The following is an 11,743-nucleotide window of genomic DNA, read 5'->3' on the forward strand; positions in this document are numbered from 1 at the left end:
AGTATTTGTTTAATCAATTAACTAGGGCGTGTCCGTTTTACTATATCTTTGCTTTAGTTTGATTTCTCTATTTTAATAAGAGGTTATTTGACAATGAGATTAATATATTTGCTTGTTTTTCCGTAATAGATTTCCCGCTTTGGGCCTCCAGCTCATTCACATATGCTTTCAGCTTTCCTTCTAATGCCTCTTTATTTTCTCTAGCTGCGGCTTCTTTAGCAACGGCAAGTTTGGCAGTAAGTGATTGCGCTATTCCTTGGTCAGTAACAAATGATTCTGTCAATCGGCTTAGACTATCAAAATCAATCGTTACAGTAAATTGAATCTTCACTTCTGTCTTATTCCCTGCACGATCCATGGCCTCAGCGGTAAATTTATTTACGCCAATATTAAACTCGTTCGCCGGTCCTTCAATGGTTGGGCAATTAACAGAAGCAATTCCAGACAAATCATCAGACGCACGGCAGGTGATGGATAGGTTGGAATCAATGGAATAACTTCCCTTATTACCTGAAACAGTGATTTCAGGGGCGGTTGTATCTTGCTCTACAACCATAATCCAGCTGATTTGCGGGTCCGGTGAGCCAGGTACCCTTCGAACCGTCACATCTAGTTTTCCATCCGTAACGTTCACATTTTGATAGCTTAGGACATCATATGCGCTTGTAAATACATATCCCTTTGTTTTTGTTTCACCGTTAATCAGGATATCTGCTTTTCGACTTCCTTTGGTGGATGTATACCAGCGATCATATAGACCAGTATATACAGTATATTTACCATTCTTTAGATCAAACTTATAGGAAAGATCATCTCCGGAATTCGCTAGTAAGTAGCGCAAAGCAGAAAATAAATCATCACCTTCTCCGCCTGCAGGTCTGGTTTTATCCCCAACATAACCCCAAGTCTGGCCATTAGCTGGGTCATATTTTTGATCAATGACATCTTTGTTTAATAGTGTATGTTGCATATAGGAAGACCATGTCACGTAATCATTTGTTTTCACTCCGCCTGCATGGACAAAATATCTTACATGGTCCGGAATAACTAACATTTTTATTCTAATGACTTTATTGGCTAACTCAGAAAGGGTTCCTTCCACAACAACCGTACCAGGCTTTGCGAAATTCGCTGGATTAATCGCCCATGTAACCGGGGTATCCATTTTCTCACCTTCTGAATTTGTTACGTTAATATTATCTGGTAAGGTTGGAACTTGACCAACAGACACTTTCTCAGGCAGTTCTGTATTGATGGTTACTTTCCCCATTCTATCTAATGTATCCAGTTTCCACTCGTCATACCATTGCAAACTAATTACATCACCTTGGCCAAACTCAATTGGCAGCCAAATATATCTTGAATCCTTTAAATCACTAGCCTTCCATCTGTCAGCCATGAAGATAAACTTTCCCTTTTTAGGATCTACTGGAATGACATTGGTACTTTGTGAATCAAATGTCGTTGAAGCCTTGTCTCCTATCGATGGATCACGCATTGGCTTCCATTCTCCGAAAATACTATCCGCCACGGTATATCTTGCTGGATTTGGGTCCCACCCCGTAGCACCAGAAGTAATTAAATAGTATTTTCCTTGATATTTAAACATAGCTGGTGCTTCACGCTGGGCACCTGGAAATACCCTGACATAATCCTCACCATATACTGCCTTGTATTCTGTATCACGTTCAATCTTTCCATCTTTATGCCAGCCAACCACATCTGTATAAGAGTCATTTAACTTTGAGATATAAATGGTCCTATTCTCTTCGCTGGAATAGATTATATAAGCTGTCCCATCATCATCCTTGAACAAGTTCATATCACGCGCCATTCCTGGCTGGTCTGGCTGTCCATTATACGCAGCATCTTTAGGTGCTCTGTCCATCCGGTTACTTTCTTGGTAAACGAACGGTCCTGTAGGAGAGTCACTTAATGCATAACCTGCTTCTGCTTTCGCATACATAGCTGTCGATGTAGTTGAAGGGCCATCCGTATGCATCCACATGACATATTTTTTGGTCTTTTCATTGTAGATGACTTTCGGCCGTTCAATTACCCGGTCTGTACCAATATCATTTAAAATATCAGCCTTATCGTCTCTGCCTTCATAAAGCTTAGAGATCAATGGATCGGTTTCAAACTGGTCCAACGATTCAATCGCTGTAAGGGCTAAACCTTCGTCCTTCCAGTTATACAAATCAGTTGAAGAATAAACCCTTACCCCCCTGGCAGGAAGATATCCATTCGTTTTATCCTCACCGTACCAATAATATTTCTTTGTTTGCTCATCATACATGATCCCGCCGCCGTGTGCCTGAATAGGGGCACCGTTTGTATCTGTCCATACTTGCCCAGGTTTATATGAAGTATTCGGAGCGTATACGATAAGACCTGCCAGTGCACTATCTAAATTTTGGATGGCTGTTCGAATTTGGCCCTGGGTCTGTTTATTATCGACATCTAAGTCATTTGCATTGATATTTTTAACCAAGGCATCTGCTTGTGCAATGGCTTTATTTAATGACTCCAAGCTGAATAGGGTATAGGTATCTGCTTTTTCCGCCTCTTTCTTCGCTGTTTCTATTTTTACCTCCAAATCGGAAAGAGGAATCACTGTATATTTTTTTATAATAATATAGTTTACTAATGGGTCATTATAGTTTGACAGGGCAGCCGTGGCAGGTCCTTGAATCCTGACATCTAATTCTCCGTCTGTTACAGAAACCTGTTGATACGTAACCTCTTTTTCAGCGTTATAACTTCCAATATCAAAATCGCCATTGGATAGATTTTGCCCCTCACTGATGATATTGACACTTCGGCCGCTCCACGGATTTTTGAATCCTAATGTAAGATCATATTCACCATTTGGCAATTCGAACTTATACTCTAATGCTTTATCCCGAACCTGTGGTCCGCTATAATATCGAAGCGACCCTAATTTATCTCCGCCATTTGAGACATTCGTATTACTGGTGGTGGTTACCAATCCCCATTTCTTCCCTGTAACGCTGTCTACATCATATTTTTGTTCTGTTTTACTAGAATACAACCCAAATTTATCCGTTCCCTCGACCGTGTCAGGGGTCGGGTCACCTGCATTCACAAAATAGAGAACATCATTCCCCCCGGTTGTGCTCTCAGCGGAAACGTGTCCAGTTGAGGATAGATTTGGGATGGTAATGAGCGAAACGGCTAAAATGGACGATAGAACTTTCCTCATTTTAAACAACAAGATTCCTCCTTACTTTATTAATCTTTAACATTACGACCTTAACAATTAACGAATCGGGTTCATGGCGTTTTTAAAGGTGTCATAGACCAAGCGTGGTTTTTCTTTGTCGAAAGACAATAAACCCATAGTGGAAATTCCATTAATCTGTTGGTTGTAGTTTAATCTTTCTTTATAATCCTTTAACACCCAGAACGTATAGCCAGCCATATAGGATAGACGACTAGGATCGGTTACCTGATTCCAGTGATTAAGAAACTTATACGATTGCCATTCTTCTGTTCCGGACTGGGTTTCTGGTCCATGATTATTAATTTCATCTGCATAGGCCCATGTTCCATTTTCCGTAATTAGAATCGGTTTATTCGGATAGGTATTATGCACAATATCCAAGGTTCGCCCTAAGTCTAAATCCTGCATATAAAAATACCCGAAATACTCATTTAAACCAATTACATCTGCCAAGTCATATGCAGGGTCCCAGCTGCTGCCAGATGCCCATGTTACGGGACGATTTTGGATATCAAGACTTTTGACCGCTTGCTTCATATCAGCCAGCCAATTACGATAAACGGTTTGATCCTCCCAAATTCCTGACTCATTCTGTAAGGACCACATGATGGTGGAAGGGTGATTGATTTGATTCCAAGCCATACTTAAAGCTAATGCTCTAGAAAGACCGTAAGAGTTTGTTTGCAAGGCTTCCTGCTTTGTATCAAGCCACATATTCTCTACTTCATCTAGCACCATTAATCCATGCTGGTCGGCAAAATCATACACATATGGATGACGATTGTAGTGGCTATTACGAATGAAGTTCGCATTTACATCCAATACATGATTTAACTCCGTATCATACTCATCAATCGTCATCGAACGGCCGCTTGCGGCTGTTTCCTCATGCCAGTTAAGACCCTTCAAAAATACCTGTTTTCCATTTAGCGTTAATTTGCCATTCTCTACCGCAATGGTTCTCATACCATAATTTGTAGAGAGACTGTCATCGATAGAACCGTTTCCTTTTTGTTGAACCTGACCTTCCCCTATTCCTTTATAAAGTTCTGCGGTTACTTGATATAGAGTCGGAGCATCCGGGGACCAATAGGCTGCTTTTGGAATCTGGAAATCCATCGAAACAACTTTTACTTCACCAGGTTTTACATCAACTTGCTGTGACTTAGGATTGCCACCCGTTTGTTCCCCTGGATCCACAACTAATTGTCGATGTACTTCTTTGTCGCCATGATTGTACACGACCACTTTTGTTGTTAAGGTATGATCGCCTGTTGAAGTTAGTATTTTACTAACATTTACATCGGAGGTTGCTTCTAAATAGACACTACGTGTAATTCCAGCATACGGCCAAAAATCTACTGGTTTATACGGCAGTTCAGTGTCAGCTGTTACAGGTTTCGGATTTGAGCTTGTATAGGAATCGAAGGTCGGTTTACGGTATACTCGGACCGCTATTACATTATCTTTACCTGGTTGGAAATATTCGCTAGCATCCAGGGCAAATGGTGTATATCCCCCTTCATGTTCCCCCACCAGATGACCATTTACATAGACCCATGCACGATAGTTAACACCAAGGAAATTTAGTTTGACAAATTTGTTTTTCCAATTCTCATCTGGCGAAAAATGTGTCCGGAACCAGGCGTAACCATCGTAAAAAGCACTTCCTTTTCCGAAGTTGGATCCATCGTATGTCCCGAATCCAGGGGTATCATACAAATCCCAACTGCCCGGCACCTTTTCTTCCTGCCAATTTTTATCACTGTATCCTTGTTCAAACCATTTTTCATTCATCCCTTGATTATTGGGATCCATTGCAAATTTCCACTTTCCATCAAGGCTTAAATAACTTCTGCTTTGCTCTTTTGAATTCCATGTATCAAACGAAGGAACAGGTTCCCCGTATTGGAACAATACATTCGTTCCATTAATTGATTGGACCTTCGTGTTCATTGGTTCATGATCAGCAGTATTCGTTGTAGTATTTACTGTTGTATCAGCTTTGGTATATGCTCCCCCAGTTAATAAGGTGGAACCTAGTAGAAGAACTCCTATTCCGAAACTAGACAATTTCCGAATCATCATTTGCCTCCTCTGTCTGATTATGAATAAAATTGATAGATTTTTTTACCAAAGTAAATTTGTTTCTTCTATTAAATATTGGACTTTACAGGTGAGAATTGAATCCCCTCTAAAACACCCATATACTCCCGCTCAGTAGACTCTAGTAAAATGGCAAGTGTATTGCCTTCGCCACGCAGCCATGGGCCTGGGATATAGGCCATATTTTCATTTCCACCTCTCATTTGAGGTTTTGATGTTTGGGATGGAGTCCATATCCTCCCTATTAATCTTCCATTTACAAATACAGTCACCTTGATATTCGAACCGTTGAACATAACCTCCCAACAATGGGTTGAATCCATTTGCTCGATTTTCCCCATTAACCATGCACTGCTGCCTGGTAAAAGTTCAACAGGTAATTCTGCAGCTATTGTTTCCGATTGAGCTGCTAGAGCGTGATTCCATAATTCTTTTTCACCAGCAGAAGCTACCTCCCATTCTTTAGCCTTAATCCCCTCGTAAAGAATGACATCTCCGGTCTCCAGACCGTAAAAGGTTTCTAAGAATAGGGTTAACTGATTCTCTTCACCAGCTTTTATCCATGGGGTTAGTTCTAGGTATGGTGTTAATGGATTCACCTTTCCTGCCTCGTCTCCGTTAATAAACACTGTAGCAAGAGCACGAATACCTGGAAGATTGAGGTACCACGCGTTAGATTTGGAAGATGCTTGGAATGTTTTTTTATAGTAGCCGTAGGAAGGATGATGTTCTGTCATCCAACTGCCCCAGTTTATAATTGGCCAAGTTTCTGTATCACAGGATTCAATCGTGTATTTTTCATGCTCATTACGTGAGCGTACGGATTTGAATCGCCAGTTACCTTTGAATTCCATGAGCTTAGTAACGGCTATAGCTCCGGTTATACCCTTCTGTCCATTCATCCGGAAAGCAGGAAGCCGTGCATCATCAAAGTTGGAATGACCCCAAATCTCTGAACGGACTAATAATTTCAACTGATCAGCAAACCTGTCTTCCTTAAATGGAACATACACACTTCCACCGCCCGGTACGACGGTAGCTTGAAAGGTATCGTTAGTATAAACAGAGCAAATATCACTTGCATCTTGCAAAAGGACACCGTGTACATGGTCACCCGAATGGCTTTGTACCTTTGCTTGATACCAGGCATAGCCTCTATAAATCCCCTGATTCTCAAGGAAAACAGCTTGATCTCCCAGATGTTGAGAATTCTCCCCTAGTTCAGATGCACCAGCATTTAAAGGAGAGATTCCCCATTGAATAGAAGGTACTTCCGCGTCAGATACTCTTTTTAACAAATCGTCAAAAATCAGTGAGCCATCAGCCGTTACTTCCCGTAAGTTTAAAGCCTTTTCACGCTGAAGCATCCTAAGCTCTAAAATCTGGCCTGATGCCAGCGTAATCACTGCTGATCCTGAGATACCTGTGAACACCACATGTGAATCATTGGCTCTAGATAACAGTATCCCGTCCTCTGTTTCCACATTGATTAATTCTGGCAGGTGGAATACTGTCTCGGACTCCCCTTCAGCAGAGAATACCAATATGGATTGGTTTCCTATAGTACGTGAATAGATTAATTCTGCCGATGAAAATTCTAACATTCCCTGTTCCAATCCCCAGTGACTAAGTGGTGTTTGAGCCAGCAATAAAGGACAACGGCCCTTGGAAATGGTCAGCTTCGTTTGCTTCGGATAGAACTGTCCTCCTATCTGAACGGAAACCGTTTGTCCACGCTCACTTACATTTGGTAAAGAATATAAATATCCACCCCCTTCCAATTCCAGTACATTAGGTCCTGTCACTTCATTCGGCAGGGCTCCTTTTAATGTTAGTCCATGATTCTTTTTGTAAAGTGATTGAGCCAGCGGTTCACCAACTGAATCTATGATGTGGCTCATTAGTCTTCCTTCTAATGCTTCTGGTCTGACCTCACCTGTAGAAGAGATCATTCCTCCAAAATCGTAATCGGAAGTTAGTAAGGAAAGTGGATTTCCCCAATTATTAGCAGCATTGGAAAATCCAAAATTGGTTCCCGAGACCTGCAAATAGGGTCCTAGCAGTTTTGCACCAGCCGCAAACAAACGGCGCAGTAAAAAATGGGACCGATTTGTTTCTGTCACCATTAATGGAAGGTTTTGTTTTTCTAGTCTCTCAACGTATTCATGCACCTTAGATTCGAAGTCAGGATCTCGATCATTTGGATAGAAATTACACGTTGGGATAACTCCTGTTGCATTCCCGCTCGCCTTGTACAGGTCTCCTTGACCGGCACATGCCACAAGCGGCACCTCTAACGAATGCGTTAAGGCCATATCCCTAAGAGCTGAGATATATCCTGTTGGATCTTGGCAGCCGTAGAAATCAAGTTCATTATCGAGCTGAACACAAATAATGGAACCCTTTTGTCCTAATTCATACTTTTTCAATAAAGATAAGATCCGGTCAAACCATCGGCCAACATGTGCCAAAAATGCCGGGTCATTATCCCTCAGCCGTACCTTTGAATCGGCAAATAAGTAGGATGGAAGAGCCCCCCCATCCCATTCAGAACAAATATAAGGACCAGGACGTGCAACCACATACAGTCCTTCATCTGCAGCCATTTGTAAAAAGACCTCAACATCTTTTTCACCAGAAAAGTCCCACTTATTTTGTTCTGTTTCATGGAAATTCCAAGGGAAGTACACATCGATGCAGTTGTAGCCAGCCTTTTTTACTTTTCTAAGACGATCCTTCCATAACTCTCTCGGAATACGAAAATAGAAGAGTGAGGCGCAAAGAATAATAGCCGGCTTCCCATCAATTGAAATTCCCCGGTTAGATAGCTGGACCGCAGTCTTGTTAATGATATTCATAAATTCCCCCTCCTTTAGCCTTCGTAAGGCTCTGACAAGTTTGTCTTCTAATCAATTCTTCTGTACTCTTAAAAGTGAGACTCATGATGGTAATAACAATCGGCTTACTATCGGGGATGCCATTTTAACTTCTTCCGATGAAAGCCTTTACAATTAAGATTATCAAATTCGTTGGATATGGATATAAGATAAATTTTACTGGTTATGGGAATATTTTGACTTTATTTTTCCAGGTGAAAGAGGTACTTGTAAGAGGTATAATGTTTTAAAATTTAGTAATGTCAGTATATTGTAAAAAATAGGTCGTTATATGCGTGAAAATTTTGTAAAATAAAGATATCGATCTGAAAATTTTTGTATGTAAAAAATAGCTCCTTAGTTTATTTTTTCACGAAGGGACATCTTTACCATGCTAAAAGGAAGGTTATATGACAGTTTGCTTTTCCTGATTGCCTTGGTGATAGCTTTTAGCTCATCCGGACTATTGGTTGATCGGACAAGCTTCTATAAGGTGCTTTTTATATTCTGGCTCTTCTCCTGTCTGTATTTTCATCTAAGGGTTTTTTACAAAAATGGAAGTATAAATATTGATTATGGGATTACCTATGATTTATCATTGGTCCTATTTGCCGGGCCTCTCGGTTTATTTATTTTCGAAACGATTTACCGTCTTACGGTCTATATTTATCGTAAATGGACAAAAACAGCTGATCCAAGCGAATTTTCCGATACTATTTATAATATTGGCTGTTTTGTCATTACCAACTCAATTGCATATGTATTATTTCAACACTTTCAGGAAACATTTCAAGCCTTTCCGTTTGGCTATTGGGTTTTGTTATTTATTTTAGTTTGTCTGTCATCTTATCTTTCAGGGACCTTCATGGTGATTGTTTTTGTCCTATTGGGAGAATTGAAATCTTTTAAAGAAGGATTCGATTTTATTTTTAGAAGCATAAGCACGCTTGATTTTGCAAAGGTTGCCATCACCAACGGTTTGCTGCTTATTTTCCTTCGTGAAGGCAAATGGGAGATGTTATTCAGCGTCTTTCTACTCAACTATATTGTCAGCCGCTCCTTTTCTTCGAAATCGCAAAGTATTCAAACGAAGCTTGAGCGGGATAGGTTTGAGCAAATGGCCTATACTGATTTTTTAACCGGAGTGTACAATCGTACGTTTATGGATAAAAAGATGAGCGAACTGAATCAAACGGGCGAGAATGTTGGAATTGTCGTATGTGATATTGATAAATTTAAATCAATCAATGATAGTTATAATCACGCAGTGGGGGATAAGGTCATTCAGCACTTTGCCTCCACTCTTAAAGGCTATCTTACGGCAGAAGATTACTTATTTAGAAGCGGCGGGGAAGAATTTACACTCTGTCTCAGGAACAGGAGTTTCGAGGATACAGTGTCCCTTGTTAATGAAATAGGAAAAGGCGTTCAAAACAGTGTCGTAAATATGGAGTTTCAAGAGGTGGAGATTGCTATTTCTTACACCGCCTCGTTCGGTCTCTACTTCTACACTGTACATGAACAAATGCCAATGGAAAAGGCTTATATCTTGGCTGACCAGCTTATGTTCCAATCCAAACATCAAGGAAGAAACCGTGTCAGTGCAACCAACGGCCTCTTAAACACAATACTTATCTAAGAACAAAAGCTCTGGAGCTGGACGTTTCTAAACCTGTAAAATGTTATCCACAAGTTGTAAATCTATAATTTCCTAGACCACAAAAAAGCAGCGGCTCAACCTACCGGTTGAGCCGCTTTTTCACGTTGACAATGTGATTAATGGTGACAGGCACCGTAAGACTGTTAGGAGTGTTTGATTTGTTTGAATTGTCCTTTGGATAGGACGGTTTTTTCTAGGCGATGTGCCATGATGGCTGCAAGGACGGATAAGATAATGTCCTTTGGAAGCGGAGCTATCATCCATAACCATGCCATTTTGTAAGAGAAGCCATCCGGTGCTGATCCCAATAGTTTGTATGCAAAATACATCCAGTTGGTTCCGAAAAGATAGTTCACCGCCATCCCGATTAACGCAGCAATGATGAACATGGACAGACTTTTATTTCGCTCCACCATTTTTCCGATGATAAATGCTGTAAGTATATAAGAAAGAATAAAGCCAAATGTAGGTTTGATGATGATCGAAAGCCCGCCAGTAAAGTCAGCAAAAACGGGAACCCCAACGATGCCCACTAACATATAACCAATCATAGCGATGGCTCCTAAACGACTGCCTAGTATGGCTCCTGCTAAAATAGCAAAAAAGGTTTGCAATGTTATCGGTACTCCGCCCACATGTAAAAAAGGCGCAATAGTAGAAATGTTTGCCCCTATGGCCATTAGTGCTATAAACATAGCTGCCATAGTTAAATCTAATGCCCTTAATTTTCTCATAATTATTTCCCCTGCCCTTATAATTTATCTTATTTTTAAAATAAATGGTAAGGGCACCTATTGTCAACTATAAAATTTTATTAGTTAACATTACAACATAAGTTTCACATAGAACTAAGTTATTTTTTACGGCAATTTTTGCAGACTTTAATGGTTTGGCCCGTTTCAGTTTTATGTGAATATAGCAGCTTGATCCCCGTTCTTGCACATAATGGGCATGTCCCTCGTCCATTTGAAGGCAGGTTGCTGATTGTCTTTCCTCTGTTTCTTTTTGCCATTCTCATCATCCTTATCTATTAATCTTCTTTCTTTATCTAATGATGGACTGGCACAAAGATTGTTAGGCAAATAATGGTTTTAAGATAAATTTTTTTTGCTTAAGATTTTCAAGCCTATTCAAAGGTTCAGCTTCTCTTAAACAAGACCTCCCGCCTCTTCTTGTCTATTTTTCTTAAACACTACATACATATTAATTAGATTGAATTACCGAGGGTGTCCACACGATAATTGTTCTTCTGCCATAAAATAGAAATAAGAGGCAGTCTAAACTTTTTAATGAAGGGAAAGATGTGGTGTTTCTATATGAATAACTATTCAGCGTACCACCATTCATTTAAAAATCTGCAGGAGAAAGGACTTTCGTTCGAACAGGTTTTTGAGCGGATCGTTACTTTTATGAACCTAAATCCTAAAGGACACTATCGTTTGATGGTTGGAACAGATTCACAGGTTCATAAATCTCAAACGGTTTTTATCACGGGAATTGTCATTCAAAATGAAGGGAATGGTGTGTGGGCCTGTATCAGAAAGTTCATTGTCCCAAGGAAGATGACACAATTGCATGAAAGGATTTCACTAGAATTATCGTTAACTGAAGAAATTGTCGCCATGTTTACCGAGGAACGAAAAAATCAGCTTATCGCGATTGTCCTCCCGTATATTTACGAAGGGGCAACCTTTACTATGGAGGGGCATATTGATATCGGCGCCGGTCAACGAAATAAGACAAGAGAATTTGTTAAAGAGATGGTGTCACGAATGGAGTCGATGGGGGTAGAGCCTAAAATAAAACCAGATGCCTTTGTCGCCTCAAGCTATGCCAACCGTTACACAAAATAAG

7 protein-coding genes are annotated in these 11,743 nt (G+C 40.3%); 2 read left to right on the plus strand and 5 right to left on the minus strand.

What is annotated here, in order from left to right; all coding sequences use genetic code 11:
- Positions 1 to 67 precede the first annotated feature (67 nt).
- The 3 genes from CVD27_RS09590 to CVD27_RS09600 all read right to left on the minus strand — a co-directional run bounded on the left by CVD27_RS09590 (position 68) and on the right by CVD27_RS09600 (position 8,211).
- Positions 68 to 3,226, minus strand: a complete 3,159-nt coding sequence (locus CVD27_RS09590; protein WP_257984318.1) for a family 43 glycosylhydrolase — start codon at positions 3,224 to 3,226, stop codon at positions 68 to 70.
- A gap of 57 nt (positions 3,227 to 3,283) precedes the next feature.
- Positions 3,284 to 5,332, minus strand: coding sequence for a glycoside hydrolase family 2 protein (locus CVD27_RS09595; RefSeq protein WP_101647677.1), 2,049 nt, complete (start codon positions 5,330 to 5,332; stop codon positions 3,284 to 3,286).
- Positions 5,333 to 5,403: 71 nt separating this feature from the next.
- Positions 5,404 to 8,211 carry a beta-galactosidase gene (locus CVD27_RS09600; protein ID WP_101647678.1) on the minus strand — a complete coding sequence of 936 codons (2,808 nt, stop codon included), beginning with the start codon at positions 8,209 to 8,211 and terminating at the stop codon, positions 5,404 to 5,406.
- Positions 8,212 to 8,620: 409 nt separating this feature from the next.
- Between CVD27_RS09600 and CVD27_RS09605 the strand changes: the two genes are divergently transcribed.
- Complete coding sequence (locus CVD27_RS09605) at positions 8,621 to 9,868, plus strand: GGDEF domain-containing protein (protein WP_101647679.1); 1,248 nt, start codon at positions 8,621 to 8,623, stop codon at positions 9,866 to 9,868.
- 164 nt (positions 9,869 to 10,032) lie between these two features.
- On the opposite strand, the gene CVD27_RS09610 is transcribed toward CVD27_RS09605, so the two are convergent.
- Positions 10,033 to 10,623 carry a biotin transporter BioY gene (locus CVD27_RS09610; RefSeq protein WP_180960213.1) on the minus strand — a complete coding sequence of 197 codons (591 nt, stop codon included), beginning with the start codon at positions 10,621 to 10,623 and terminating at the stop codon, positions 10,033 to 10,035.
- A 119-nt stretch (positions 10,624 to 10,742) separates the two neighbouring features.
- Positions 10,743 to 10,901 carry a hypothetical protein gene (locus tag CVD27_RS28005; protein ID WP_180960214.1) on the minus strand — a complete coding sequence of 53 codons (159 nt, stop codon included), beginning with the start codon at positions 10,899 to 10,901 and terminating at the stop codon, positions 10,743 to 10,745.
- Between the two features lie 304 nt (positions 10,902 to 11,205).
- Between CVD27_RS28005 and CVD27_RS09615 the strand changes: the two genes are divergently transcribed.
- Entirely contained in the window at positions 11,206 to 11,742 is a 537-nt protein-coding gene (locus tag CVD27_RS09615) for a ribonuclease H-like YkuK family protein (protein ID WP_101647681.1), read from the plus strand.
- Position 11,743 lies beyond the last annotated feature (1 nt).

The sequence above is a fragment of the Neobacillus cucumis genome, assembly GCF_002860255.1.
In the GTDB taxonomy this organism is placed as follows: Bacteria; Bacillota; Bacilli; order Bacillales; family Cytobacillaceae; genus Neobacillus; species Neobacillus cucumis_A.

Coding starts and splice junctions, on each gene's coding strand:
- CVD27_RS09590 (WP_257984318.1), bottom strand. CDS start 3,226: ATGAGGAAAGTTCTATCGTCCATTTTAGCCGTTTCGCTCATTACCATC.
- CVD27_RS09595 (WP_101647677.1), bottom strand. CDS start 5,332: ATGATTCGGAAATTGTCTAGTTTCGGAATAGGAGTTCTTCTACTAGGT.
- CVD27_RS09600 (WP_101647678.1), bottom strand. CDS start 8,211: ATGAATATCATTAACAAGACTGCGGTCCAGCTATCTAACCGGGGAATT.
- CVD27_RS09605 (WP_101647679.1), top strand. CDS start 8,621: ATGCTAAAAGGAAGGTTATATGACAGTTTGCTTTTCCTGATTGCCTTG.
- CVD27_RS09610 (WP_180960213.1), bottom strand. CDS start 10,623: ATGAGAAAATTAAGGGCATTAGATTTAACTATGGCAGCTATGTTTATA.
- CVD27_RS28005 (WP_180960214.1), bottom strand. CDS start 10,901: ATGGCAAAAAGAAACAGAGGAAAGACAATCAGCAACCTGCCTTCAAAT.
- CVD27_RS09615 (WP_101647681.1), top strand. CDS start 11,206: ATGAATAACTATTCAGCGTACCACCATTCATTTAAAAATCTGCAGGAG.